Source organism: Accumulibacter sp., from assembly GCF_029255145.1.
Classification (GTDB): domain Bacteria; phylum Pseudomonadota; class Gammaproteobacteria; order Burkholderiales; family Rhodocyclaceae; genus Accumulibacter.
On record NZ_JAPUVQ010000041.1, the window covers coordinates 1 to 24,853 of the forward strand.

At 66.0% G+C, this 24,853-nt stretch carries 21 protein-coding genes and 3 pseudogenes; 17 read left to right on the forward strand and 7 right to left on the reverse strand.

What is annotated here, in order from left to right; genetic code table 11:
• A pseudogene (locus Q1L50_RS04240) lies at positions 1–106 on the forward strand (IS5/IS1182 family transposase); the annotation flags it as partial.
• Here Q1L50_RS04240 and Q1L50_RS04245 read toward each other — a convergent pair.
• Positions 97–606, reverse strand: a pseudogene (locus tag Q1L50_RS04245) (integrase); the annotation flags it as partial. The pseudogenes Q1L50_RS04240 and Q1L50_RS04245 sit on opposite strands and share 10 nt — an antisense overlap.
• Before the next feature lie 347 nt (positions 607–953).
• Between Q1L50_RS04245 and Q1L50_RS04250 the strand changes: the two are divergent.
• Positions 954–2,438, forward strand: coding sequence for an IMP dehydrogenase (locus tag Q1L50_RS04250; RefSeq protein ID WP_300336150.1), 1,485 nt, complete (start codon positions 954–956; stop codon positions 2,436–2,438).
• Between the two features lie 703 nt (positions 2,439–3,141).
• On the opposite strand, the pseudogene Q1L50_RS04255 reads toward Q1L50_RS04250, so the two are convergent.
• A pseudogene (locus tag Q1L50_RS04255) lies at positions 3,142–3,750 on the reverse strand (DUF2238 domain-containing protein); the annotation flags it as partial.
• 736 nt (positions 3,751–4,486) lie between these two features.
• Between Q1L50_RS04255 and Q1L50_RS04260 the strand changes: the two are divergent.
• Positions 4,487–4,888 (forward strand): hypothetical protein, encoded by a 402-nt coding sequence (locus Q1L50_RS04260; RefSeq protein WP_300336151.1) that lies wholly within the window; start codon positions 4,487–4,489, stop codon positions 4,886–4,888.
• Between the two features lie 342 nt (positions 4,889–5,230).
• On the opposite strand, the gene Q1L50_RS04265 is transcribed toward Q1L50_RS04260, so the two are convergent.
• The gene (locus Q1L50_RS04265; protein ID WP_300336152.1) at positions 5,231–6,127 is read right to left on the reverse strand and encodes a LysR family transcriptional regulator; all 897 of its coding nucleotides are present in this window, start codon (positions 6,125–6,127) and stop codon (positions 5,231–5,233) included.
• A gap of 138 nt (positions 6,128–6,265) precedes the next feature.
• Here Q1L50_RS04265 and Q1L50_RS04270 point away from each other — a divergent pair, with 138 nt between their 5' ends.
• Positions 6,266–7,252 (forward strand): zinc-binding dehydrogenase, encoded by a 987-nt coding sequence (locus Q1L50_RS04270; protein ID WP_300336154.1) that lies wholly within the window; start codon positions 6,266–6,268, stop codon positions 7,250–7,252.
• A 58-nt stretch (positions 7,253–7,310) separates the two neighbouring features.
• The gene (locus tag Q1L50_RS04275; protein ID WP_300336156.1) at positions 7,311–8,225 is read left to right on the forward strand and encodes an NmrA/HSCARG family protein; all 915 of its coding nucleotides are present in this window, start codon (positions 7,311–7,313) and stop codon (positions 8,223–8,225) included.
• A gap of 422 nt (positions 8,226–8,647) precedes the next feature.
• On the opposite strand, the gene Q1L50_RS04280 is transcribed toward Q1L50_RS04275, so the two are convergent.
• Positions 8,648–9,550 (reverse strand): LysR family transcriptional regulator, encoded by a 903-nt coding sequence (locus Q1L50_RS04280; RefSeq protein ID WP_300336158.1) that lies wholly within the window; start codon positions 9,548–9,550, stop codon positions 8,648–8,650.
• A gap of 156 nt (positions 9,551–9,706) precedes the next feature.
• Between Q1L50_RS04280 and Q1L50_RS04285 the strand changes: the two genes are divergently transcribed.
• From Q1L50_RS04285 to Q1L50_RS04295, 3 genes are all read left to right on the forward strand, one after another.
• Positions 9,707–10,267, forward strand: a complete 561-nt coding sequence (locus Q1L50_RS04285; RefSeq protein ID WP_300336160.1) for a peroxidase-related enzyme — start codon at positions 9,707–9,709, stop codon at positions 10,265–10,267.
• 70 nt (positions 10,268–10,337) lie between these two features.
• A complete protein-coding gene (locus Q1L50_RS04290) occupies positions 10,338–11,975 on the forward strand; it encodes a 2Fe-2S iron-sulfur cluster-binding protein (RefSeq protein ID WP_300336162.1) in 1,638 nt (545 codons plus the stop codon).
• 101 nt (positions 11,976–12,076) lie between these two features.
• Positions 12,077–12,292, forward strand: coding sequence for a hypothetical protein (locus tag Q1L50_RS04295; protein WP_300336164.1), 216 nt, complete (start codon positions 12,077–12,079; stop codon positions 12,290–12,292).
• 122 nt (positions 12,293–12,414) lie between these two features.
• On the opposite strand, the gene Q1L50_RS04300 is transcribed toward Q1L50_RS04295, so the two are convergent.
• Together Q1L50_RS04300 and Q1L50_RS04305 are read right to left on the reverse strand one after the other, a co-directional pair.
• Positions 12,415–13,557 (reverse strand): PQQ-dependent sugar dehydrogenase, encoded by a 1,143-nt coding sequence (locus Q1L50_RS04300; RefSeq protein ID WP_300336166.1) that lies wholly within the window; start codon positions 13,555–13,557, stop codon positions 12,415–12,417.
• 148 nt (positions 13,558–13,705) lie between these two features.
• Positions 13,706–14,287, reverse strand: a complete 582-nt coding sequence (locus Q1L50_RS04305) for a hypothetical protein (protein ID WP_300336167.1) — start codon at positions 14,285–14,287, stop codon at positions 13,706–13,708.
• Between the two features lie 268 nt (positions 14,288–14,555).
• Here Q1L50_RS04305 and Q1L50_RS04310 point away from each other — a divergent pair, with 268 nt between their 5' ends.
• The 9 genes from Q1L50_RS04310 (at position 14,556) to Q1L50_RS04350 (ending at position 23,928) form a co-directional block, all read left to right on the forward strand.
• On the forward strand, positions 14,556–14,984 hold the full coding sequence (locus Q1L50_RS04310; RefSeq protein WP_300336168.1) for a CHRD domain-containing protein: 429 nt from the start codon (positions 14,556–14,558) through the stop codon (positions 14,982–14,984).
• 116 nt (positions 14,985–15,100) lie between these two features.
• Positions 15,101–15,904, forward strand: a complete 804-nt coding sequence (locus Q1L50_RS04315; protein WP_300336170.1) for a DUF2092 domain-containing protein — start codon at positions 15,101–15,103, stop codon at positions 15,902–15,904.
• A gap of 20 nt (positions 15,905–15,924) precedes the next feature.
• Positions 15,925–16,410, forward strand: coding sequence for a hypothetical protein (locus Q1L50_RS04320; protein WP_300336172.1), 486 nt, complete (start codon positions 15,925–15,927; stop codon positions 16,408–16,410).
• 350 nt (positions 16,411–16,760) lie between these two features.
• Positions 16,761–17,015: a PqqD family protein gene (locus tag Q1L50_RS04325; protein ID WP_300336174.1), complete on the forward strand. Its 255-nt coding sequence runs from the start codon at positions 16,761–16,763 to the stop codon at positions 17,013–17,015.
• Positions 17,012–18,124: a carbamoyl-phosphate-synthetase gene (locus Q1L50_RS04330; RefSeq protein WP_300336176.1), complete on the forward strand. Its 1,113-nt coding sequence runs from the start codon at positions 17,012–17,014 to the stop codon at positions 18,122–18,124. Before Q1L50_RS04325 ends, Q1L50_RS04330 begins: the two co-directional genes overlap by 4 nt.
• A 27-nt stretch (positions 18,125–18,151) precedes the next feature.
• A complete protein-coding gene (locus Q1L50_RS04335) occupies positions 18,152–19,564 on the forward strand; it encodes an alanine racemase (protein ID WP_300336178.1) in 1,413 nt (470 codons plus the stop codon).
• A 1-nt stretch (position 19,565) separates the two neighbouring features.
• A complete protein-coding gene (locus tag Q1L50_RS04340; protein WP_300336180.1) occupies positions 19,566–21,725 on the forward strand; it encodes an urea transporter in 2,160 nt (719 codons plus the stop codon).
• Entirely contained in the window at positions 21,722–23,245 is a 1,524-nt protein-coding gene (locus Q1L50_RS04345) for an ATP-binding protein (protein WP_300336182.1), read from the forward strand. Before Q1L50_RS04340 ends, Q1L50_RS04345 begins: the two co-directional genes overlap by 4 nt.
• The gene (locus Q1L50_RS04350; protein WP_300336183.1) at positions 23,242–23,928 is read left to right on the forward strand and encodes a response regulator; all 687 of its coding nucleotides are present in this window, start codon (positions 23,242–23,244) and stop codon (positions 23,926–23,928) included. Before Q1L50_RS04345 ends, Q1L50_RS04350 begins: the two co-directional genes overlap by 4 nt.
• A 94-nt stretch (positions 23,929–24,022) precedes the next feature.
• Here the strand turns inward: Q1L50_RS04350 and Q1L50_RS04355 are convergent, their stop codons facing one another.
• Positions 24,023–24,667: a PEP-CTERM sorting domain-containing protein gene (locus Q1L50_RS04355; protein ID WP_300336184.1), complete on the reverse strand. Its 645-nt coding sequence runs from the start codon at positions 24,665–24,667 to the stop codon at positions 24,023–24,025.
• Positions 24,668–24,853 lie beyond the last annotated feature (186 nt).

Here is a 24,853-nt window from a genome sequence, read left to right on the forward strand (position 1 = left end):
CTGCCGCATCAAGCAATTTCGACGTATCGCCACACGCTACGACAAACTCGCCGAGCGTTTCGCTTCCTTCATCGCCCTCGCCGCATCCGTCATTTGGCTCGCTTGAATGTCAACACACTCTAGCAAGAGCTGCACGGCACGCAGGATTTCGTCCGTTTGTAGATCGGTTTCGCCTTGGTCCGCCGCATGGTAGGTGTGCCATCGACGGTCGAATCGAGGCCTATGGCGGCAACCCATTGATGCACGATGCGGGCATGCTGCCGATTGGAGAGATGAGGTGACGTGGAGAGCCGGTTCGGAAACAGGTATTGCTCCGGATTCAATTTCGGCCTCTCGATTCATGCGGTGACGGCGACCCTCGTCGGTTCGGTCAGCTCGAACTGGACCGGCCTTTGGGTTTCTTGCTGCACGACCATCGCGCGTGCCAAAACTTGACCGCCATGCGCAATATCCCGAACCCGCAAGTTCACCAGATCGCAACCACGCCGCTTGCTGTTGATCGCGAGGCTGAATTCGGATCGCCCGGATGTTCTTCTGCCTGAGTGGTGGCTTCGGCCCGATCAGCTTGCCCGTGTTCCAGGGTTGGCGAGTGTATGAGGATTCCATTTCAGACTCCTTTGTAGTCGACGAAGTCTGATTGTTCTCCTGCCCGACCAACGGCGGCTTTCGGTGCGACGGCTGGATGCGTACAATCGGCCACAAGCGGGCACAGGAACGTCAGCGGAAGCTGGGTCGCGGTCACGTTTGGCTGACGAATTCGGAGCCGAATTCGATGCAAACTACTCTGGTCGCGGTCGCCTGGCCGGTGAGCTGTGCTTGCAATGACATGGCTATTGATATCCGGCGCCGCGCCGGCCGCGTTACGGTAGCGTGATTGACGAATCGACTATCTTCCCGAGGCCAACCGTAGCATGACCCGAGACTCAGACATGGCGACGAGCAGGTGGCGGAACGTGGACGGCGCCTTCGCCGCGGCGCCGGACGAGGCGGCTTTCTGGACCGGCAGGACCTTCGACGATTTCCTGTTCCGGCCGCAGAAGACGGATTCGCAGACCCGCCGCAATATCAGCGTGAGCTCGCTGCTGACGGCGGAAGTGGTTTTGGATCTGCCGATCGTTTCTTCGAACATGGACAGCGTGACCGGCGCCGGCATGGCGCGGGCCATGGCCATGCACGGCGGCATTGGCGTTGTGCATCGTGGCATGAGTATTTCGCGCCAGGCGTCCGAAGTCGGCGTGGTCAAGCGCAGCCAGAGCGCTGTGATCGTCGGTCCGCTGTGCCTGCCGGCGGGCACCCCTATCCGCCAGGCCAGGCGTTTCGCGCGCCAGAACGGCATCACCGGCATCCTGATCGAGACGGCCAGCGGCTCGAACGTGCTGGCCGGCTTGCTCTCGAACCGCGACACGCCAGTGCACGGTGCTGACGAAGATCGACCGGTCGACGATTTCATGACGCCGCTGTCCCGCCTGGTGACCGGCGCGCCGGACATCTCCACTGACGAGGCCGAACGGCTGATGTTCGAACACCGCATCGAGCGTCTGCCGCTGATCGATGGCGCGAATCGCATCCATGGACTCATCACGCGCCGCGACATCAATCTCAAGCGCGAACAGCCCGGCGCCAGCAAGGACAGCGCCGGCCACCTGCGCTGCGCCGCGGCGGTCGGCGCGCGCGGCGATTACCTGGAGCGGGCCGCCGCGCTGCTGGAGGCCGGCGCCGATCTGCTGTTCGTCGACATCGCCCACGGCCACTCGGTAATCATGGAGCAGGCGGTCGCCGGGCTGCGGGGCAAGTTTGGCAGCGTGCCGCTGGTGTGCGGCAACGTCGCGACCGGCGCCGGCGCGCGCTTCATGCGCGATATCGGCGCCGATGCCGTCAAGGTCGGGGTCGGGCCGGGGCGCGGCTGCCGCACGCGGCTGGAAACGGCGGCCGGCGTGCCGCAGCTGCAGGCCATCCGCGAGGCCTATCTCGCCGTCGGTGGCAGCGTGCCGATCATGGCCGACGGCGGCGTGAAAACCGACAAGGACATCTTTCTCGCCCTGATCTGCGGGGCGTCGACGGTGATGCTCGGCAGCGCGCTGTCCGGCACCGACGAGGCGCCGGGCCGCGTGATAGAGGACCCGGCGACCCACATGAAGAAAAAGATCTACCGTGGCATGACCTCGCCCGAGGCCGTGCTGGAAACGCTGTACGACAGCGGCAGCAGCGAAGAGCTCGACGCGGCGCTCGAAACCCCGCCCGAAGGCCAGGAAATCCAGGTGCCTTACCGCGGCAGCGTCAGCAGCGTCCTGGAGCGTATCCGCGGCCATCTGCAGTCATCGGTGAGCTACGGTGGCGAGATCACGCTGGCGGCGGTGCGGGAGAAAGTGCTGCCTGATCCGAGCGCGTTCCTGGTGCCGCTGAGCGCGGCCGCGCGCATCGAATCCTACGAGCGCTGAGAGCCCGCGCGTGCTCCGATTTGAACGCCCGGCGGCCGGCGTCGTCGGGGTGAGCGCACGGCACGCTCTCATGGCAGGCCTGCTTTCAGGCCAGGACCCGTCGTTGGGCTCGCATTGAGCAAACGACGGTTCGGGCTGACCAATAGTCTGATGCCCAGCACAGGTGGCGGCGTGCATTGTGAGGGGTTAAGTGCCGCTCGATGCGGACTAAAGATCAGCAAGCCGCGAGTCATCCCCTTCGGGACACCCGAGGCGTCGAGATAACCTCTGATGACATGGTCGACGACAAAGTAGGCAAGGGCTGCGAGGGCGACAGTCAGCATGTTGTCGGCTCAGCGCCGATGAGTTGCTTGTATCAACCATTTCCTGACGCCGATTGGTAAAGCAGAGAGAACGTCGACAACCGCCATCGGTGATGAGAATCGTCCGGCGTCCGTCACTCTCCGTGCCGAACCAATACAGCCCGTCGACAAATGGTGGCCGAAGCGGGTTCGTCTTGTGCTGCTGGCGAAACCCAGAGCACACGACGAAGGAGGAAAAGCCTTGCCCCGCGGGTGCGACGCCGTCCTCACGGGTCGTTCCCTGTTTCGACGCGTCGCCGCTGCTCGCCAGACGCCAGCCTGCCCACGGTTTCGGCGCTGCGAGGTCTGCGGCCAGTGCCGGCTGACACATCGGGAGCCGCTTCACGAAGTGCTGCACTCGTCAAGCGCCTGATTTGCCGATCCTGTTCGCCCGACAGCAACAACAACGCGCAGACTGCGCCGATGAGAGCAAAGAACATGTCGGACTGCGTGTCCCAGGGATCACCCTGCGTCCCGAGAAACTCGTCTGCGCCTTGGCCCATCAGGAGCGCGGCGCCCCACTCGAGTAACTCGTAGCACGCGCTGATCGCGAGCACGATACAGATAACGTTGAAGACGAGCATCTTGCGGCCCAGCACGTAAGCACCCCGAACGAGTATCTCTCGCGCCACCAGCGCCGGCACAAAGCCTTGGAAGAAATGTCCGATCTTGTCGTACGGATTGCGCGCGAGATCGAGGTAGTCCGCAATCTGGAAACCGAGCGGGACGCGGGCATAGGTGTAGGCGCCGCCAAGCATGAGTACCAACGCGTGCAGAAAGATGCAGACGTAGAGCAGCGTGGTAAGCGGAAGCCGCCTGTACGTACTCACGAGCACAGGTACTGCAATGAAGATGGGAAACACCTCCATCACCCATGTCGCCCGGTCATAAGGCCTGACGCCAGAAAGGACGAGGAGCGCAAGTAGCAGGACCAGGGCGAGAACGAGAAAGGTCGAACGGTGCGCGCACATGTGCAGCTCAACCCGACGAATCAGTGTTTGCTCGTAGCGCTGCCGGGCATCGCCGTCAGGCGAGGGGCCGGCAGTGGTGGATCAGGGGCGGCTGCGCCAGCAACTCGCTGGCCAGCCTGACCGCACGGCCCGGGCCGAAAAGCTCGCACCAGACTGTGCGCCCTGTCGAAACCATGCTCGATGATTTCGCTTTCGAGTGGACCGTTGTCGTCGTAGCGCTTCTGCGGACGCCTCTCGAATTCCCCTTTGCCGTGCAGCAAGCCGCCGATGCAAGCCAGAGCGCCCGCGTGGTGTCCCAGGGAAAGGCGACGGTCGCCAGATGGCCTGCGGTCGTCTGGCAGTCTGGGATCTGGTTCCTGCATCGGGGTCATGCGCTTCGTCTCGCGGTATCAACTACGCGCATCATTATAGGCGGCGCCCGGCAGACGCTGTAGCGCCGGATGAGCGACTTGAAATAAGGTGGTCCTCGTCGAGGAAGCCTTGATCGGCAGGTGATAACCCAAGGAGGCGGTCGCACCACCGGCATAGCATGACTTATGGGTTTTCGGCGTGGGGCAGTTTGGGCCGATGCAGGGCTCAACCAGTGATCGCGAGTGGGAGATTTTCACCAAACACCGCGCGATTGACCGCTTGTCGGGCTGGCGTGATAGCTGTCGATCTGGGAAAAGGTGGTTTGAGTTTCCTGCTTCTGGGGACGTGACCAGCGTCGCCGGTTGCACACACGGAGGGAACGAGGGTGAAGCGGTTGCTGATCGCGCTGGTTCTGCTGGCCAGTGGCGTGTCGCTGCCCGCACAGAGATACGGGCCCGGTCGTCTCTCGATGTTGAAGTCCATCGGCCAGTGCCCGGACTGCGACCTGTCGGGCGTCAACCTCGCCGGAGTCAATCTGACCACGAATGTAATCGGTGGGGACGAGGTCGACCTTGCGGGCGCGCAACTGGCAGGGGCGAATCCGACCGGCATGGATCTGTCGACTGCCCGGCTGTGCCGCACGACGCTGCCCGGCAACTACCGTGAGAACCGTGGCTGCCGAGATCCGGCCACCCCGCGCTCCGGCCAGCGACAACGAACAAGCGTATCCGGCGACAAACCCCTGCCCTCGGCCGCCTGCCTTCGTGACGCCAAGACTCGAACTTGATCACGAAAGCAGTGCTGCTCCGCACCGACCGGCAACAGAACTCCGCGCGGGGTGACCGCCGGACTCTGGTACGGCGGCGGTGATCGGCCGCAGGGGACGCGCGCGGGCTACGAAGAGGGGGCGGTGATCCCGGCCCGGCTATTGCCCCACAGCGGCGGGGACCCGGCGTGAACGTGCCGCGGCCGCAGCTGCCGACCTGGTGGTCTCGGCGGCTGCTTTCTGGTCGAGTGCTTAGGGTGCAAAATCGGCCAATTGCAGTCAGTAATGAATTCACGGGCAATGTCTAGCCAAGGCCAAAAGCGGTAATAGCCATTTGCGATCTGCCTGCTCCGTTACGGTCGTTCAGTTAGTCATACCAACGCCAGACCTCAGGTGACTCGACACCTGCTCGAGGCAGAAATCTAAATATGCCCGGACGATGCTCGACGGGTGACGGTGCGAAGGGTAGAGTAGGTTAATCATTTGCTCGGGCATCGGATGCTCGGGCAGCAATGCGCGTAACCGGCCGTCGGCAATTTCACTGCGCGCGAGAAAAGGTGGCAGCTCTGTCAGTACCTGACCCGCCACCGCACGGTTACGCAACAGTGCATAGTCATTGGTGTTCAGCACCACTTTGGGTTCAAAGACCTGTTCTCCCAGTCGCCAGACGCTGCGGGCGTTGAAATCGCTCGTCCAGACGGCGCACGGGTAGCCACGCAGATCAGCCACGGACTTCGGCTCACCAAGCCGCTCCAGCAGGGCCGGCGCTGCCACCAGCACATGGCGATACCGAATCATCTGTCGCGCAACCATCGACTCATGCACGATATCGCCCACGCGCAGGGCCACATCAATGCCATCCTGCACGAGATCGACACGGCGCTCCGTTGAAAACACGCTCAAGGTGATCTCGGGATAGCGCTCCTGAAATGCCCCGAGCAGTTCCCACCACGGGTCAAAGGCCGGTGGAAGTGACAGGCGAAGGCGCCCCTTGAGGCGAGCCTCATCATTCATCACCGCCTGCTGCGCCTCGTTCAGGGCCTCAATGCCGCGGCTGGCGTATTCGTACAAGCGGCTTCCGGGCTCGGTGAGCTTGATGCCACGCGAGGAACGTTCCAGCAGCTGGACCTTGAGCTCGCGTTCCAGCTCGCGAATGCGCCGACTCAGGGTTGGTAGTGGCACGTTGATCTTCTCGGCTGCCGCCGAAAGACTGCCGGCCTGCACCACGGAGACGAACATGTTAGCCCCGTTCAAGTCCATCTTATCCTCTCATTTATGAGAAGTACCTTACCATCCTAGGACATTCCGAATCACTCTTGATTCATATAAAGTTGCGCACATCGATGCAATCAACCGTCGATCCATCCACCCACCCATTTACCCATCAGGAAACCCATCATGAAAGCCTATGTCATTGAACAAGCCGGAGGCCCCGAGGTTTTGCAACTGCGCGACATCCCATCGGTCGCCCCCAATGCGGAAGAGGTGCGCATTCGCGTGCGCGCCTTCGGCCTGAACCGCGCCGAGGTCTACCGCCGCGCGGGCAAGATGGGACCCGTCGCCGGGCAAGTCGTCCCGGGGATTGAAGCGGTGGGAGAAGTGATCGAAGACCGATCCGGGACTTTCCGAATTGGCAAGCGTGTGGCGACCGCGATGGGTGGGCTGCAGTTTTCCCGCAACGGCAGCTATGCCGAAGAGGTCACCGTACTGCGCAGCAACGTCATCGATTTGGATGGCACAAGCCTGTCGTGGGAGGAACTGGCGGCCTTGCCCGAGAGTTACCTCACCGTGTGGGGCGCGCTGGGCCGATTGATCGACACCGTTCCTGGGCAAACGGTGCTGGTGCGCGGTGCGACATCATCGGTGGGACAAGCGGCAGTGGCGTATGCCAAGGTTCGGGGACAACGCGTGCTTGCCACCACCCGGTCGGCAGCGAACGCGGCACGCCTCACCACTATCGGCGCCGACGCAGTGATCATTGACTCAGGAGAAGTTTCTGATCAAGTACGCGTAGCGGCGCCAGAGGGTGTGGACGTGGTACTTGAAGTTGTCGGTGCAGCCACTGTGCGCGATAGCCTTAAAGCTTTGAAGCCCTTTGGCACCGCAGTGGTGATCGGGCTGCTGGGCGGCGCACCCGTTCTGGAAAATTTGCACCTGATGAACGACCTGCCGGCAGCAACGCGCCTGGCGTTCTTCCCCAGTGGCCTGTTCGGCACCGCAGCCCTGCCTGCATCCGACGCGCCGCTGAACTGGATTGCCGGCCAGGTGGCCAGCGGGGCAATGCCCTCGCTGCGCGTTCAGACCTTCGACTTCGACGACGTTCGGCGCGCCCACAGTCTCATCGAGAGCGACCGCGCCATTGGCAAGCTGGTGGTGATGGTCTGACCCATAAGCTCGGTGGCAACCTTCCTCAACATCTCAGCAATCACCAAAGGAGAACAGCATGTCTACGTCAAACAAGATCATTGCCGTCGTCGGCGCAACCGGGAATCAAGGGGGCGGTGTTGTGCGCGCGCTTCAGAAAAGTCAGCAATTCCACGTCCGCGCCTTGACCCGCAATCCCAGCAAGCACCGCGAACTCGGTGACGAGGTTGTTGAAGCGGACCTCAGTCGCCCTGAGACACTGAAAATCGCCTTTGAAGGTGCATATGGCGTCTTCGCCGTCACCAATTTTTGGGAGACAGGCACCGATGAGTGGGCGCAAGGCATGGCCGCCGTCGATGCTGCAAGAGCGGCAGGTGTCGAACACTTCATTTGGTCCACTCTGCCGAACGTCGACAAGATCAGCGGCGGAGCCTTTGACGTACCGCATTTCACGTACAAGGCCAGAGTCGACGAACTGGTCAGGCAGGCCGGTTTTGCACATCACACGTTTGTGGTTGCCCCGTTCTTCTACCAAAACTTGAACGGCATGCTCGCTCCTGAATTGCAGCCTGATGGCTCAGCAGCCTGGACGCTGCCTATCGACCCGACAGTGAAAGCAATTCACATGGGCGACATCACGGAACTTGGAGCGGTCGTCACCGGTGCATTTTCGAACCCTGCCGCGGCTGGGAACGGACAGTACCTGCCGCTGGTGGGCAGTCTGTTGAGCTTTGACGACATCGTCGGAACGCTGAACGGGCAAGGCCACAAGATCGCCTTCAACCAAGTGCCTGTGGATGTCTTTTCAACCTTCTTCGACGGGGCGGCTGAGCTCGCACAGATGTTTGCCTATTTCGAGAAACATACCTACCTTGGGTCAAACCACGATCGCCAGATCAAGCTGGCCAATGAGATCGCTGGCAAGCCTGCGACCGACTTCGCAAACTGGGCCAAAACAAGTTTCTCAATGCCCGCCGCAGCGAATCCCACATAACCCGGCGGCAAGGAAGCTGTCCCACATTTGACGACCTTGTTTTGGTTTTCGCGAAGTGCGTTTCAGACTCGCCTCAGAAGAAGTTGCGGTAACTCGAAGTCCGCGTGGATTTGAAATGACTGCGATCAGGCAAGACAACGAGCAGCCTCCCACCCCGCCAAGCACGATGCGCGCTGTGGTGCTGAGCCAGCTGACGCACCGCCGCTGAACAGGAGCGTCGAACGTCCGCTCCCAGCCAAGACGAATGTCGCCCTTGGGTCGAAAGGGTGAGTAGCGTTCTTCAGCAAGCGGTCACCCGGCCCCCACCGTCGGCGATGGATCCTTGTCACCCCTCACCGGACGCCCGGCGAGGGCGTGGTACCGAACCGCGACCGACGTGTCGTCGTCGGTAAGCACCAAACCCGAAACCCGGAAACCCCGAATCACCCTGCCTCGCCCAGCGCCAGCCGCAGCTTCGGCGCGGCAAAATCGAGGAAGGCGCGCACGTTCGGCGACAGCAGCCTGGCTTGCGGGTAGACGATGTGCGCCGGGGTTCGCGCCGCATGGTGGTCGGGAAGAACCTCAAGCAGCGTGCCGGCGCGCAGTTCGTCGCGCACGTGGTAGTCGAAGAACTGTCCCCAGCCCAGCCCCAGCATGCAGGCCTGTACGGCGGCGTCGATCTGGTTGGTGGTCAGGACGCTGTTCACCGGCACCCGCAGCGTCCTGTTTCCGTCACGGACCTCCCACTCGCCGGGCGACACCAGGCCGGTGAAGCTGACGCAAGGCTCGCCGGCCAGGCCGCCGGGGACCGTCAGCGCACCACGGCGGGCGAGCAGCGCCGGGCTGCCGACGATCAGGCGGCGCGTGTGTCCGATCGGTACGCCGACCATCGACGAATCCGGCAGCGGTGCCAGGCGAACCGCCAGATCGATACCTTCCTCGACCAGATCGGTCAGCCGGTCGAGCAACAGCAGTTCGATGCGCATCTGCGGATGCGCGGCGAGGAAGTCGATGACTGCCGGCGCCACGAAACGGCGGCCGAACGGCACCGACGCGGTGATCCGCAGAGTGCCGCGCGGTTCGACCCGGCGCGCGCTCAGACTCGCTTGCGCGTCGTCGACCGCCGCCAGAATGCTTCGGCAACGCGCACAATATTCGCGGCCTTCGTCGGTCAGCGCCATCCGCCGCGTGGTGCGGTTCAACAGCCTGACCCCGACTTCGCGTTCGAGCGCTGCCAGCGTGCGCACCATCGACGGCTGCGAGACCGCGAGCGCCTCCGCGGCCGCGGTCAGGCTGCCGGAATCGACGATCTTCACAAAAGCCTGCATCGCGGCGAGCATGTCCATGGCGCCAGATATTACTGCGTAAGCTGCAGCAATCAAATCCGCCTGGCGCCATTTATCTCTCCCTTCGAAATGATCAGGATGGGAACCGTCGCATCTGCGGCAGCACCCAACCCCCGAAACCCGGTAACCCCAACCGATCACGAAAGGAAATCCATCATGGCACGCATTCAAGTCATCGATCCCAAGACCGCCACCGGCAAAACCCGCCAACTGCTCGACGCCGTCCAGGCGCAGCTCGGCGCCACGCCCAACTTCATCCGTGTCCTGGCCAATTCGCCGCAGGCGCTGCAAGGCTTTCTCGGGCTCTACGGCGCGCTCGGCGAGGCGAGCATCGACAAGGCGACGCAGGAGCGCATCGCGCTGGCCATCGCCGAGGGCAACGGTTGCCAGTACTGCGTCTCGGCGCACACCGCCATCGGCCGGCACGCAGGCCTGCCCAACGACGAGATGGTGCTCAACCGGCAGGGCCGTTCCAGGGATGCCAAGGCCGCCGCGACCGTTGCCTTCGCGCAGGCGCTGAACGCCAATCTGGGCGAGATCACCGGCGCGGAATTCGCCGCCGCGCGCAGCGCCGGGCTGAGCGACGCCGAGATCGTCGAGGTCATCGCGGTGGTGGCGATCAACATCTTCACCAACATCCTGGGCAAGGCCACGCGCGTCGAGATCGACTTCCCGAAGGTCGAATTGCTGTGCGAGGCGGTCAGCGTCGCTGCCTAGAAAATTGTCGGCCGGATCGCCTGCTGGCGCGCCGGTCCGCTCCCCGACCCCACTCTCAAAGGAGATCGCCATGGCTCGTGCCTACAGCGAAATTGCCTTCACCCGGGCCGTGCGCGCTTTCCAGACGCGCATGGGCAGTCGGCGCAACTATGCCGCGCTGGACCACGCCGCCGAGCGCGGCGACACGCTCGGCGCGTCCGAGGCCGAATTCATCGCCGAGCGCGACGGTTTCTACCAGGCCAGCGTCGGCGAGAACGGCTGGCCGTACGTGCAATTCCGCGGTGGGCCGGCCGGCTTCCTGCGGCTGCTCGATCAGCGCACGATCGGTTACGCCGACTTTCGCGGCAACGTGCAGTACATCAGCGCCGGCAACATCGAGGCCGACGGTCGCGTGTCGCTGATCCTGATGGACTACGCACAGCGGCGCCGTCTGAAGATCTGGGGCCGCGCACGCCTGGTGGACGAGGCCGGCGATCCGGCGCTGATCGCGCGGCTGGAGGACGGCAACTACCGCGCCCGCGTCGAGCGCGCGGTGCTGATCAGCGTCGAGGCCTTCGACTGGAACTGCCCGCAGCACATCACGCCGCGCTTTACCGAAGCGGAGATAGCCGAACGCACACGGCTGCTGGATGCCGAGCTCGCACCACTGCAGCAGCTCGCGCGCTCCCGGAGTACCGCTCCAGGGGGCCGCGAGGCAGCGGCGGCGGCGCCGGAAGGGCAGGGCGAGCCGGGACATCTCGCCGTGCTGGGCAGTGGCCCCCTGGCACTGGTCGTCGCCGGCGTTCGTCAGCTGACGCCGCGCGTGCGGGCGTACGAGCTGCGCTCGCCGGACGGGGCCGATTTGCCGGCGATCGGCGCCGGCGCGCATATCGACGTGCCGCTGGCCCTGCCAAACCGCGGCGAGGAAACGCGCCGCTACTCGATCAGCTCCAACCCGGCACGCCGCGATGCCTACGAAATTGCGGTGTTGCGCGAGGAGGGCGGCAGCGGCGGCTCGGTCGCCATCCATGCCGGCTGGCGCCTCGGTCTGCAACTGCGCTGCAAGCCGCCCGGCAACGATTTCGCGCTGCACGACGACCAGCGGCCGGCGGTATTGATCGCCGGCGGCATCGGCATCACGCCGATCAAGGCGATGGCCTTGCAACTGCAGGCCCGACAGAGCCCGTTCACGCTCCACTACGCCGGCCGTTCGGTACGCGAGATGGCTTATCGGGACCGCCTCGAGCGGCAGTTCGGAGCCCGACTCACCACCTACGCCAGCGATGGCGGGCAGCGCCTCGACGTCCAGCAGCTGCTCTCGGAGGCCCCTCCCGAGGCGCTGTTCTACGTTTGTGGTCCGGCGCGGCTGCTCGACGCCGTGCGCGACGGGGCGGCGGCAACCGGTGTCGCCGCCAATCGGCTGCGCTTCGAGCGCTTTCACGTGCCAGCGCGGCCCGACGATCTGCCGTTGCAGCTGACCCTGCGCGGCAGCGGCCGAACGATCGACGTCGCTGCCGGACAGAGCATCCTCGACGCCGTGCACGCGGCGGGGATAGCCGCGGCGGCGGGTTGTCGTACCGGCAGTTGCGGAACCTGCGCCGTCAAGGTGCTCGCCGGCACCCCGGATCACCGCGACAGCGCCCTCAGTGAAGGCGAGCGCGAACGAGCCGGGCTGATGTGCATCTGCGTCTCGCGGGCAAGGTCGGCGGCCTTGACGCTCGACCTTTAGTCGAACGACCGGCGCATGGTCAAGCCTCCGCAAACGGTCTTGCAAGCGTCCGGGTTACCGCAAGCCTCTCATTCCAGGCTACTCGATTCAGGAGAGAACCCATGCTTCGCCTCGACCAATTCGCCCTCTCGGGCAACCGTCACAAGGTGCGTCTGATGTTGTCGCTGCTCGGCGTCGAACACGAGCTCGCCGCCGCTGGCGCCGTCATCGGGCAGCTGCTGCAGGTGCTCCAGGCTCGTCTCAAGGATCACTCCTGGCTGCGGCGCGTGCGCGCGCTGCCGGGCCACGTCGGAATGGCCGGCATGCCCGGCGGGTGAGTCGGCAGACGGCATTGGATGGCGTCGCCACGAACGCGGCGCGAAAGCGCCCGTCGGCGGCGGAACGAAGATGAACGCAGACGACGCGAGCTGCCTGGGCGATCCGATGCTCGCCCGGGCGCTCAGCGGCGATAGGTGATGCGATAGATCGCGCCGGCGTAGTCGTCGGCCACCAGCAGCGAGCCGTCGGGCAGGACCAGTACGTCGGCGGGGCGTCCCCAGACGCTGTCGCCGCTTTCGCGCGATCCTTCTTCCAGCCAGCCGCTGGCGAAGGTCTCGTAGGCGATCGCCTTGCTGCCTTGCAGGCGGACCACCGTCACCCGGTAGCCGATCTTCTTCGAGCGGTTCCACGAGCCGTGTTCGGCGATGAAAATCTGGTTGCGGTACTCCGGCGGAAACATCGTCCCGGTATAGAAGCGCATGCCCAGAGCGGCGGCGTGCGGCGCCAGCTTCTGCGCTGGCGCGGCGAACTCGTCGCAGCGGCGGCGGGCGCCGAATTCCGGGTCGGGCAGGTCGCCGCCGTGGCAGTAGGGATAGCCGAAATGCATGCCCGCGCGCGGGGCGTGGTTGAGTTCGTCGGGCGGCAGGTCGTCGCCGAGCAGGTCGCGGCCGTTGTCGGTGAACCACAGCTCTCCGGTCAGCGGCTGCCAGTCGAAACCGACGCTGTTGCGCACTCCTCGGGCAACGATTTCGCTGCCGCTGCCGTCGGCATTCATCCGCAGAATGTTGGCGTAGCGCCGCGGGTCGGGCTGGCAGATGTTGCAGGGTGCGCCGACCGGCACGTAGAGCTTGCCGTCCGGTCCGAAAGCAATGAATTTCCAGCCGTGATGCGTCTCGCTCGGGAGCTGGTCGGTCACCACGACGGCTGCTGGCGGCTGCGCCGGGGAGTGCTCGCCTTGTACGCGGGGTTCGATCCGGTCGTAGCGCAGGATGCGGTTCACCGCCGAGACATACAGGCTGCCGTCCTTGTAGGCGACGCCGACCGGGCGTTGCAGCCCGCTGGCGACGATGCGCACCTGCTGCACCCGGTAGCTGGCGTCGAAGCGCAGCGCGTGTACCTTGCCGGCGTGCATCGAACCGACGAACAGCGTGCCGCCGTCGCCGTCGTGGCGCCCGAGCGCCATCTGCCGGGCGTTGTCGACGCGCGCCCAGAGCTCGATGGCGAAACCCGGTGGCAGCTTGATGCGCTGCAGCGGCAACTCGGCTGCCGCCAGCGTCAGCGGAAGCAGCAGCGCCAGCGCCAAGGGAAGATCGATTCGGTGCATGCCGTTACCTCGCGTTCTGGGTGGCTCGCTTGTCCGGTTCCGCAAGTCCTCAACTCGTCGCGGGTTGGCGACTGTCTCGCCAGCTTGTGACGCCGCCGCCGCCGGGTACCGCGGTGGCGCGGCCGCCGGCCCTTGCCATGCGCCAGCGCTAGCCGGCAGCCAGGTTCGCCGCGAGCCTGCTTTCCTCGAGTTCGAGGTGGCATGGCGCCAACAGCAGATGCGCCAGCTCGTCCGGGTCCTGGGTATGCAGCTGTTCGGCAAAAGCCGCCAGCCGCGGGTCGCGGGCATCGGCCAGCGCGACGATCAGCGTTCTCGCCGCTTCGCGCGGGTTCGGCCCACCCGCGCGATAGCCTGGCCACGCCTTGTAGTGCGACAGCAGCTGTTCCCGGTGATCCTGATACAGGGCGGAGTGGCGGATGAAATCGAGCTCGACTCGCCTGGCCTCGACCGCCGCCTCGATCTCGGCGTCGGTCTGCCGGTAGCGGGCCTGCTCCGCCTCGCTCCAATGCGGCTTTTCGCCGGCTGTTGCGCGCAAGCTGGCGAAGGTGTTCTTCAGCGTGATCTGCGAATGCGTGCCGGCGTCCCGGAAGACGTGCACCACGTCCCTGCCGTGGCCCTCCGGGCCGACGTAGCGCATCCCGGCCGTAAGCTGCCGCGGATTGAAGCCGAACTGGCGAGCGCAGGCCGCGCGCAGGGTGTCGAAGAGTTCGTTGATTTTCGCAGGGCTCACGGGTCGATCCTTTCGTTCAGCGATTATCGCCGCGATTGCAGCGATGGCCACCTGGCTGTCAGCAGCATACGCCACGCGGGTGCCAGTCCGCCAATTGGCCGATCCCGCGTGCCGCGCAGCAGGCGGTAATGGGCAGCGTCGGCGCGCTATCGCTCAGTGCCGCTGAATTCCCGGTCGCCGTTCTTGTCTCAACGGCCGGGCAGTGCCGAACCGGGAGATGTCTCCGGGCGCCGGCGCAGACCCCTCAACCAGACGATAGGAGAAGCCAATGATCGCAAGAACAACTCCCGCTGCTCGCGTACGGACGATCGGCCTGGCGCTGTTGCTCGGAGCACTGAGTGGCGGCGCGGCGTTCGCCACCGAGGTCAAGCTGACGCTTTCCGGTGCCAATGAGGTGCCGCCGGTGACCACCGCTGCCAGCGGCAGTGGAACGATCGTGGTCGGCGACGACGGCTCGGTCGCCGGCAGCGTCAGCACGACCGGTGTCGCCGGCACGGCCGCGCACATCCACCGGGGAGCGGCGGGCCAGAACGGCCCGGTGCTCGTGCCGCTGGTCAAGGAAGGAGACAGCTACAAGGTGCCGGCTGGAGTCAAGTTCACCGCCGAGCAGATGAGCAGCTTCAAGGCCGGCGAGCTGTACGTCAACGTTCACAGCGCGGCGAATCCCGGCGGCGAAGTTCGCGCGCAGATCAAGTAAGCCGCCTTCGGGCACCAGAGCCGGCGCTGGCGCACCGCGCGTCGGCCGAGCGCCGTGGTCATGCGCAAGCGATCGATTTCGGCGATACTTGCTGCTCGACAACGGCGGAGAACATGATGAAACGAAACACGGTGGTGCATCTTTTCGGCGGCACTTTGCTGGCCGCTACGGTGCTTCTTGGCGGCAGTGGTGTGGCCCTGGCGGAAGACAAGGCGGCGCCGCCGGCAGCGCCCGCGCTGGAGATCAAGGACGAGCGCGCGCTGCTGCTGCTGAAGGGCATGAGCGACACCGTGGCCAAAGCGCGGACGCTCGGCTTCAGGGTCCGCAGCCTGGTGCCGCTGGCGGCGCCGACCGGGCAGTACGTCAGCCTGTTCGCGTCGTCGCGAGTGCTGCTGCAACGGCCGGACCGCCTGTTCGTCGAGTCGCGCGGCGACCTCCTGCCGAACGACCTGTACTACAACGGCAAGACGGTGACCGTGATCGGGCCCGCCAGGAAGTTCTATACGCAGCAGGAGGTCAGTGGCAGCACCCTCGACACGGTCCTCGATCAGGACATCCCGGCCGCCGACAGCCTGGCGCCGTTTGTTGATCTGCTCGTTTCCGATCCCTACGCCCGTCTCGCCAAGGATTTGTCGAGTGCCCTGGTGGTCGGGCAATCGACCATCGGCGGCGTCAAGACCGATCATCTGGCGTTTGCCGCCAGGGGCGTCGACTGGGAGGTCTGGATCGGCGTGCACGACAAGTTGCCGCGCCTGGTCGTGGTGTCGTATCGCGGCGACGGCCGGCAGCCGAGCTTCACCGTCGAGTATTCGGACTGGAAGCTGAACGCGCCGATGCTGGCGCAGAGCTTCAGCGTAACCATCCCGAAAGATGCGGTGAAGCTTGATTTCAAGCTGCAAGGTCTTTCCCAGTCCAAGTGAGCGGCCCAAGGAGCTATGCGATGAAACACATCAAGACGATCATTCTCGGCATCGCGGCGACCGCCAGCGTGCTGCTTCCGCTGGCCGACGCGAACGCCTGGGTCGCCGCCGGCCGGGGTTGGGGCGGCCGCGGCTTCGTCGCCGCGGGTCATCCCTACCACGGCGGCGCCTACTACCATGGCGGAGGTTACTACCACGGCGGCTGCTACGGCTGCGGCGCGGCGGCGGGGGCCGTTGCCGGCCTGGCGGTCGGGGCGGTGGCCGGGGCGGCGATTGCCAGCGCGTCGCAACCGGCGGTGGTGGTGCAGCAGCCGGTCTACGTCGCTTCGCCGCCGGTCTACGCCGTCCAGGGGAATCTGCCGATCGGCAGCCAGTACGTGGCGCTGCCGCCAGGCGCCAGAGGGATGACGGTGAACGGCGCTCAGTATTACCAGAGTGGACCAAACTGGTACAAGCCCTACTTCGGGTCGAGCGGCGTCTATTACGAAGTGGTGCCGACGCCGTAAGACTTCGCACCCCGGCGAGTCGAGGCGGGCGCGGTGCGTCCGCCCGGCCGGCATTCCAGCCGCTTCGCCGGGGTCGATAAAGGCAGCGCGCGCCGTGCGTGGGTGGTCACGCGCTGCCCTTGTTGCGCCCTGTGCAGCCTTCCGAGCGCTGCATCTGATCATCGCCGCGTGCCATGGACCCGGCACGGGTCCGGCTGCCGCTGCTGCTCGACGCCGGCGCCAGCCGGCCCCATTTCTTCCAGATTCCTCCCGGGTTTCTCCCAAATTCCTCCCTCGCGCTGACCAGATCTCCTTCCAGAATGCGCTCCGTGGCTGGCGAACGGCGCCGCCGCTGAACAGAGGATAAGCGCATGGAAATCCACGCAACAAGGTCCCGGCGACTCAAGGCAATGGTCCTGAACGCCAACGGCCACGCCTTCGACACCCGGACGGGGAGAAGCTACGGTGTCAATCCGACCGCGCAGGTCGCCTTGCTGATGATGCAGGACGGCCAGTCGCGCGAGGCGCTGATCGAGGCGCTGGTCGGCCTCTGCGAGCAGTCGCACGCGGTGGTGGAAGCCGCTGTCGATCGGTTTCTCGACCAGCTGGCGAGCCACGTCTCGTGATCCGGCACGCCGAACAGCCGCATTGGACGGGCTGGAACATCGCCGTCACCGGGATCAACGCCAAACCCGAAAACCCCGGCCCGGGCTGTGCCGTGGTCCGCTGCCTGCGGCAGGCGACGGGCTTTCGCGGCCGGATCATCGGTCTCGCCTACGAGACGCTGGACGCCGGCCTCTACCTGCGCGACGGTTGCGACAGCGGTCATCTGTTGCCCTATCCGGCGACCGGCGCGGCGGCGCTTCTGGAGCGGCTCGACGAGATCGTCGGGCACGATCGGATCGACGCGCTGTTGCCGTGTCTGGACGCCGAGTTGCCCAACTTCATCGCCATCGAAGGCGAGCTCAAGCGGCGCGGCATTCATCTCATGTTGCCGCAGCGTGCGCAATTGCGCCGCCGTGACAAGGATCGCCTGCCGGCGCTGGGTGCCGCCGCCGGCGTCGCCACGCCCGACGTTCAGTGCCTCGGCGATGAACGATTCTTCGACCACTGCGGCGCCGACGGCTGGCACTACCCGCTGCTGGTCAAAGGCGCCTTTTACGACGCCTACATCGTGCATTCCGCGCCGGAAGCCAGGCAGCGCTACCGGCAGATGGTCGCCACCTGGGGCTACCCGGTGCTGGTCCAGAAGTTCGTCCACGGCGAGGAAGTCAACCTGACTGCCCTCGGTGACGGCAGCGGCGCGATGATCGGCGAGGTGATGATGAAGAAGCAGGCGCTTACCGACAAGGGCAAGGCGTGGGCCGGCGTCGCCATCGACGACCCCGACCTGTTCGACGCCGGGCGGCGGCTGTTCGACACCCTCAAGTGGCGCGGGCCGCTCGAAATCGAGATGCTGCGCGAACCTTCCGGCACCCTGCAGCTGATCGAGATCAATCCGCGCTTTCCGGCCTGGATCTATCTCGGTTACGGCGTCGGCCGCAACCTGCCGGCGGCCCTGCTGGCCCTGATGGACGGTGCCAGGCCGGGGCAGCTCCAGCTCGCGCCGCCGCGCCCGGGTACCGGTTTCATCCGTCACGCCCAGGAGACGATCGTCACGCTCGATGAAATCGCCAGCGTCGCGGTCAGTGGCAGCACCGCCCGTCCGCACGCGCTCGGCAGCCGCGCCGCCTGAACCCCGCAAGCAAGCAAGGAGAAAATAATGAGCACGTTGACCTGGGAATCGCCCCGCATCGCACCCCTGGTGCTGCAATCGCTGAACAGGTTCGGCTGGCGCCGGGTTGGCGTCGACACGCAGTCGGAAATCGACGGCGTCGCGGTCGAAGCGCTGGTCGAGCGCTACGGCTCGCCACTCTATGTCACCTCGGAGCAGCGCCTGCGTGCCAACATCCGGCGCATCCGGCAGGCCTTTGCCGCGCACTACCCGAAGGTGATCCATGGCTGGTCGTACAAGACCAACTACAACGGCGCCGTCTGTTCGATCCTCCACCAGGAAGGCTCATGGGCCGAGGTGGTGTCGCGCTTCGAGTATGAAAAGGCGCGCGCTCTGGGCGTGCCGGGCGAGCACATCGTGTTCAACGGACCGAACAAGCAGCGCCCGATTCTCGAACGGGCGATTGCCGAGGGCGCGTTGATTCACGTCGATCACGCTGACGAACTGGAGTTGATCGAAACGATTGGCGGAGAACGCCACGAGCGCGTGCCGGTCACCCTGCGCCTCAACTTCAAGACCGGTTACAGCGAGCCCTGGAGTCGCTTCGGCTTCAACCTCGAATCCGGCGCCGCCCGCGCGGCGATCAAGCGGGTCAAGGCCAGCCGGCACCTGCGCATCAACGGCCTGCATTGCCACATCGGCACCTTCATTCTCGACCCGCGCGCCTATGGCGCGGCGGTGACGACGCTCTGTGCGCTGGCTCGCGAGATCGAGGCCGACGGCAGCCGCTTGCGCTACCTCGACATCGGCGGCGGCCTGCCGTCCAACAACGCCCTGCAAGGCATCTATCTGCCGCCCGAGCAGGCGACACCGGAGCTCGATGAATACGCCGAAGCGATCTGCAGCGCTTTCCTGGCGGGCACTGCCTACCGAATCGAGCAAGGAGAACAGCGCCCGGCGCTGGTTTTTGAAAGCGGCCGGGCGGTGATCGACGACGCCCAGAGCCTGATCACCTCGGTCGTCGGCCGCAAGGAAACCGCCGACGGCCGCCCGGCCGCGATCCTGGACGCCGGCCTGAACGCCTTGTTTACGGCGCTGTGGTACGACCACCCGGTCCGCCCCGCTTCGCCAGCGCGGGGCGAGGCACGCGACACCGTGCTCTACGGCCCGTTGTGCATGAACATCGACGTCGTACGGCGCGCGGTGCAACTGCCGCCGCTGGCCGTCGGTGACCGCCTGGTGATCGCGCCGGTCGGCGCCTACAACACCACCCAGTCGATGCAGTTCATCGAATACCGCCCGGCCGTGGTGCTGATCCACGGCGACCGCGAGGTGAGCCTGATCCGTGCGGCCGAAGACCTCGAGGTGGTCTGCGCGCCGGAACGGCTGCCGGCGCATCTGGCGCACGCCGTGCCGGCAACAGCGGCGCTGGCCGACGCCCCTGGCGCGGCTGGAGACTGAGATGAGCTTCGTCCTCGACGGCCTGCGCAGCTTGCTGGACGCCTATGGCGCGCTGTTCCTGGCACGACGGCGCCCGGTCGGTGCGCTGGTCCTGACGGCGACGCTGTGCGATCCGGCGACGGCCTCCTGCGGCCTGCTCGCTGGCGTCGCCGCGCTGCTGACCCGCGCGGTGCTGCGTTTGCCGGCGCTGCCTGGCGAGGCCGAGATCCTCAACGCCATCTACGCCGGACTCGCCCTCGGCGCCTTCTACGGCAACCAGCCGCGTGTTCTGGCGCTCGCCGCATTTGGCGGCCTGCTGGCCGTACCGCTGGCGACCGCGCTGCGCCAGACGCTCGCCGGCCCGTTCGGCGCGCGCGGCCTGCCACTGCTCGGTGCGCCTTTTCTGGGCACTGCCTGGACCCTGCTGGCGGTGGCCAAGGGTCTCGCCCTACCGCTGCGCGCGGCCTGGCCCGCCTGGCCCGACTCGCCCAACTGGCTATCGGCCGGCACCGCCAGCGCCGCGGCGCTGTCGCATGTCGGGGCCCTGTTCTACGTCGCGCAGCCGCTGGCCGGGATCCTGGTGCTCGCCGCGCTGCTCGTCGCCTCGCGGGTCCTGGCGCTGCTCGCCGTCGCCGGCGGCGTGCTGGCGAGCGCCCTGATTACCGTGATCAACAGCACGCCGATGCCCGGCCTGGATCTGCTGGCAGCGTTCAACGGCGCGCTGGTGGCGATCTTTGTCGGTGGCACGCTGGCCGTGCCGACGCGGCGCACGCTGGCCGTCGCGGCAGTCGCGGTGGTGGTCGCCAGCGCCCTGTCGGCCGGCCTGCTCGCGCTGTCGCTGGCTTTCGGCGTGCCGCCGTTGTCGGCCCCTTTCGTTCTCGCCGTGTGGCTGGTGCACGCGGCACTGCGAGCGGAGACCAGCGCGTGCTGGTCGCGTTTCTGGCTGGCGGTACCGGCGTCTCCCGAGGACAGCATGGTCAGCGTTCGGCTGGCCAGCGCGCGTGGCCTGGCCGCTGGCAGCGTGGCGCTGTTGCCGCCCTGCGCCGGCCGCATGACGGTGTCGCAGGCGGTCGACGGACCGCACACGCACCAGGGTCAGTGGCGCTACGCGCTGGACTTCGTCCGTACCGTCGACGGCCGCAGTTATCGCCGCGACGGTGCCAGGCTGAGCGATTTTCATGCCTTCGACCAGCCGGTGCTGTCGCCGGTCCGGGGATACGTTGCGGCGTGCTGCAGCGATCTCGCGGACAATCCGCCGGGCGAGATGAACCTGGTCGACAACTGGGGAAACCACGTCCTGGTCGACATCGGCGGCGGCCTCTACGTGCTGCTGGCGCACCTGCGCCGAGGCAGCATCGAGGTCGAGCCGGGGCAGAGCGTGGCGCCCGGTGCGCGGCTCGGTCGCTGCGGCAATTCCGGGCGCTCGGCACAGCCGCACCTGCACATGCACGTCCAGCGCGGGCCCCGGCTGGGTTCGCCAACGGTGCCATTCCATCTCGCGCACTGCGTGATCGATGGCCGCGAGTACGCGCTCGACGGCCACCCGATGGAGGGTCAATCGGTCGAGGCGGTCGTCGGCTCGGCGTCGATGACCGCTGCCTGCGCCCCGAGGTCTGGCCGCGAGTGGCTGTTCAGGGACGGCGACAGCGAGTGGCAGCTGGCTGCCGAAACCGGTTTGCTCGGCGAAATCACGCTGGTCTCTGCCGGCGGCGGCCGCGTGCAAGCGAGCCACGCGCGCAGCCTGGTGGCCCTCCATCATCGGCGGGGTACGCCGGATACGCTGCTCGACGCTTTCGTCCTGGCGTTCGGGATGACGCCTCTTGCCGCCCAGGCGCTGCACTGGCGCGACGCGCCCGACGCGTCGCTGTTGCCACTGCCGCCATCGCTACGGCTTGCGCGATGCTTGCGCCATCCTTTTGGCGGCAATCTCGACAGCCACTACGAGCGCCGCTGGGACGCCGCTCGCCGCCTCTGGTGCCAGCGGTCGACGCACCGGCTGACGACCGCCCTTGGCGAGGTCGAAAGCGAGAGCGTCGGCTGGATTTCCGAATCCGGCGGTCCGGTCGCCTTCTCGCTGGTGGTGGACGGCCGCACGATTGCCGACGCTGCGCTTGTCGGATACGGCAATCGTGGCGATCATGGCGTTCCCGCCTGGTCGGCTGCCCATCTGCAAAAATCATGATCCGCCTCACCATCCAACGCAAGGTGTTCCTCGCCACCTTTGCCCTGGCGACGGCGATGGCCGTGCTGCTGACCCTGGTCATGCGCTGGAATCTCGGCGACGGCTTCGAGCGCTATACCAGCGCCGCCGAGCTGGCCCGCCTGGACTGGGTAGTACGCAACATCGAGGCCGACTACGCGAGGCACGGCAGCAGGGACTTCGTCCGCGCGGCTCCCGAACTGGCCTGGCTGCGCCTGTCGCGCCCGAGTCCGGGCAGCGGCGTCGATCGTCCGCTGCCAGAGCGCGCAGGCGGTTTTTCGCGCGGCCTGCCGCCGCCGCTTGAACAAGGGCAGGGCGGCCCTGCACCGCCATGGGGCGAACCGCCGCCACGGCCTGGCGACGGCCCGCCGCAGCAGGGTTCTCCGGGTGCTCCGCCGGCGGGCGATATCCTCCGCGTGGGCCGGCGTCTGGCGCTGGTCGATGCCGACGGCAAGTGGCTGGCGGGTAACGCAAGTGGCACGGGCGTCGGCGCAGCAAGGCCGATCGTCCACCAGGGCAGCGTCGTCGGGCAGCTGACCCTGCAGGCGGCGCCGTCGTCGGGACGCGAACTCGACGCCGCCTTCCTGGCCAGCCAGACCGAGAACATGGCCTTCGCCGGGCTGGCGGCGCTCGCCTTTTCGCTGCTCGCGGCCTGGTTGCTGGCTCGCCATTTGCTGGCGCCGATCCGCGATCTGGCACGCGGCGCACGCCAGATCGCCGACGGCTCGCTGGCAGCGCGCATCCACGTGCGCAGCGAAGACGAGCTGGGCCAGCTGGCGGCCAATTTCAATGAAATGGCCGAGCGCCTCGGCCGCGTCGAGGAATCGCGCCGGGCCTGGATTTCCGAGAGCTCGCACGAACTGCGGACGCCGCTGGCGGTGCTGCGCGCCGAGATCGAGGCGATGCAGGACGGCGTGCGAACACCCGACCCGGCGACGCTCGCCCGGCTGCACAAGCAGGTACGGCAGCTCGCGAAGCTGGTAGACGATCTGCGCCTGACACTCGATCGCGACCCCCCCGGCGGCGACATAGAGCAGCGTCCGGTGATGCCGGTGGCGCTTCTCGAAGAGACCGTCGGCACCTTTCGCGAGCGCTACGCCGCCGCCAACATCGGCCTCGACACCTCGCGCCTGGTCGACCTGGGCTGGCGGGTGCGCGGCGACGCCGGGCGCCTGACGCAGGTATTCGCCAACCTGCTCGAGAACAGCTTGCGCTATACCGATGCCGGCGGCCAGCTGAGGATTGCCGCGCAAGTCAACAAGCGGGAGTTGCTGCTGGAGTTTGACGACACCGCGCCGGGGCCATCGGCGGCCGCGCTGCCGCGACTGTTCGAGCGCTTTTTCCGCGCCGAACCTTCGCGCAGCCGGGCCTTCGGCGGTTCCGGTCTCGGCCTGGCGATTTGCCAGACGCTGGTCGAGGCGCACGGCGGCCGGATCAGTGCCGCTCCATCGACACTCGGCGGCCTGCACATCCGCGTCGAACTACCCCTGGAGAGAGCATGAGTAAACAGATCCTGATCGTCGAGGACGAACTCGACCTTGCGCAGATCCTCGCCGAATACCTGCAGCGCGACGGCTTCGTCACGACCACCCTGGCCGACGGCCTGGTGGCGATGGCGGCGCTGCGGCGAGCACCGCCGCAACTGCTGCTGCTCGACCTGATGTTGCCCGGGATGGACGGCATGTCGATCCTGCGCGAGCTGCGCAAGACCTCGGACCTGCCGGTGATCATGATGACCGCACGGGTCGAGGAAATCGACCGCCTGCTCGGACTCGAACTCGGCGCCGACGACTACATCTGCAAACCCTACTCGCCGCGCGAAGTGGTCGCCCGCGTCAAGACCGTGCTGCGTCGTACGCAGCCCGCAGCGGGCCTCGCCGCGACCCCGAAAGTTGGCGGATCGGTGCTGGAAATCGACGCTGACGCCCTGCAGGCACGCGTCGCCGGCAAGAGCCTCGAGCTCACCGCCAAGGAATTCAGGTTGCTGCAGGCGCTGGCCAGCAAACCGGGGCGGGTCTTCTCACGTGCGCAACTCCTCGACGCGGTCTACGACGACAACCTGGAGGTCTCCGAACGCGCCATCGACAGTCACCTCAAGAACCTTCGCAAGAAACTGGCGCTGGTTTTTCCCGACGACGAGCCGATCCGTTCGATCTACGGGGTGGGTTTCGCCTTCGAGCCATGAGATCGGCGTCGCGCCAAAGCAAGCAGCGTGCATTTGGACCGCCGAAAAAGAAACCCCGCCGAGGCGGGGTCTTTGCGGTGCTCAGGATACGCGATCAGTTCGCACGCTGACGACGGCGCCAGGCGATACCGGTCAGCGCGAGGCCTACCAGTGCGAGCGAGGCGGGCTCCGGAGTCGGGTTCGGCACGTTGCTGAACGGCAGGTCAATCTGCAGGACGGCCGGACCACCGCAACACTCGGCATACACCAGATCGAAAGCGAAAGTGCCTGACGGCCCGGTGTAGGTCTCGGTCGACGTTGTCGGCGCCGTCGGGCCAGCGTTGAAGCCGAGGTCCACGCCACCGATGATCAAAGTGAGGCCATCATCATGGGTGACGGTAAAGCTCTGACCATTGGTGACGGTGACGAAACCGGTGAAGCGGAGCATCGTACCTACGATGCCGTCATCCATCAGTGAGGCGAGCGTTCCCGGCGTATTCTCGACGAGGTTGAACGCGCTGCTGCTGGCAAGCCAGGTGCCAACGGTCACAGAATTTCCGGAAAAATTCATCGGCGAGTTGACGTCGAACTTGACATCCGGAGTTGTCCCGGGAACGTTCGCCGGGATCGCATTGAACGTGACGGCTTCAGGGACGTGCCACAAGCTGCCGGTAATCACGTTCACAGCCTGGGCGGACGAAACGCCGGCCAGAGCCAGCATGAGCAGAACAGCCTTTGATACTTTCTGGAAGATTTTCATGGTGCGGCCTCAAGGGGTAAGTGAAGGAATTCGGGCTGGAAATCGCCTTGAGACTGAGAAAGCAAATTCAGATTTCCTGATCTCGGAGGAAACCCGGTTGGCACTTTAGACGAGGGCGAAGGTCATTCTTGCCCCGGTTTCCGGATGCGGGAAATCTTGCAGGGTGAGTTCCTCGAGGAGCGCGGC

Coding starts and splice junctions, on each gene's coding strand:
- Q1L50_RS04310 (WP_300336168.1), top strand. CDS start 14,556: ATGATCGCAAGAACAACTCCCGCTGCTCGCGTACGGACGATCGGCCTG.
- Q1L50_RS04355 (WP_300336184.1), bottom strand. CDS start 24,667: ATGAAAATCTTCCAGAAAGTATCAAAGGCTGTTCTGCTCATGCTGGCT.
- Q1L50_RS04320 (WP_300336172.1), top strand. CDS start 15,925: ATGAAACACATCAAGACGATCATTCTCGGCATCGCGGCGACCGCCAGC.
- Q1L50_RS04340 (WP_300336180.1), top strand. CDS start 19,566: ATGAGCTTCGTCCTCGACGGCCTGCGCAGCTTGCTGGACGCCTATGGC.
- Q1L50_RS04265 (WP_300336152.1), bottom strand. CDS start 6,127: ATGGACTTGAACGGGGCTAACATGTTCGTCTCCGTGGTGCAGGCCGGC.
- Q1L50_RS04275 (WP_300336156.1), top strand. CDS start 7,311: ATGTCTACGTCAAACAAGATCATTGCCGTCGTCGGCGCAACCGGGAAT.
- Q1L50_RS04315 (WP_300336170.1), top strand. CDS start 15,101: ATGAAACGAAACACGGTGGTGCATCTTTTCGGCGGCACTTTGCTGGCC.
- Q1L50_RS04345 (WP_300336182.1), top strand. CDS start 21,722: ATGATCCGCCTCACCATCCAACGCAAGGTGTTCCTCGCCACCTTTGCC.
- Q1L50_RS04280 (WP_300336158.1), bottom strand. CDS start 9,550: ATGGACATGCTCGCCGCGATGCAGGCTTTTGTGAAGATCGTCGATTCC.
- Q1L50_RS04295 (WP_300336164.1), top strand. CDS start 12,077: ATGCTTCGCCTCGACCAATTCGCCCTCTCGGGCAACCGTCACAAGGTG.
- Q1L50_RS04335 (WP_300336178.1), top strand. CDS start 18,152: ATGAGCACGTTGACCTGGGAATCGCCCCGCATCGCACCCCTGGTGCTG.
- Q1L50_RS04350 (WP_300336183.1), top strand. CDS start 23,242: ATGAGTAAACAGATCCTGATCGTCGAGGACGAACTCGACCTTGCGCAG.
- Q1L50_RS04270 (WP_300336154.1), top strand. CDS start 6,266: ATGAAAGCCTATGTCATTGAACAAGCCGGAGGCCCCGAGGTTTTGCAA.
- Q1L50_RS04285 (WP_300336160.1), top strand. CDS start 9,707: ATGGCACGCATTCAAGTCATCGATCCCAAGACCGCCACCGGCAAAACC.
- Q1L50_RS04325 (WP_300336174.1), top strand. CDS start 16,761: ATGGAAATCCACGCAACAAGGTCCCGGCGACTCAAGGCAATGGTCCTG.
- Q1L50_RS04290 (WP_300336162.1), top strand. CDS start 10,338: ATGGCTCGTGCCTACAGCGAAATTGCCTTCACCCGGGCCGTGCGCGCT.
- Q1L50_RS04300 (WP_300336166.1), bottom strand. CDS start 13,557: ATGCACCGAATCGATCTTCCCTTGGCGCTGGCGCTGCTGCTTCCGCTG.